Source organism: Dellaglioa sp. CoH-57-MRSF-18 (assembly GCF_056781995.1).
Window position 1 is genome coordinate 1 of sequence record NZ_JBXAXX010000253.1, and the last position, 251, is coordinate 251.

General features: G+C 56.6%; 1 protein-coding gene. It reads left to right on the forward strand.

The features are described 5' to 3' along the window. The coding region (locus AC1RPG_RS08890) for a hypothetical protein (RefSeq protein WP_481762623.1) at positions 1 to 251 on the forward strand (251 nt) is incomplete at both ends.

The following is a 251-nucleotide window of genomic DNA, read 5'->3' on the forward strand; positions in this document are numbered from 1 at the left end:
GATCAGCCGTGATGGTGGTCGTTATGAGCAACACGAGACTGAAGATCGCGGTATAGATCGTGCTGACGAGCCTGAGCTGCATGCTCTGTTCCGGCGCACGACTGCTGGTCGCAAGACCAGTGAATCGTTCAATCTGAATTCTCGCGGCTACCGTACCCCGCTCATGGCCCGGGACTTTGACTCTGGTGATAGCTGGACCATCACTAAGACCGGCAAGATTCGCCACAACCCGGCACCACAGTATGCACGTG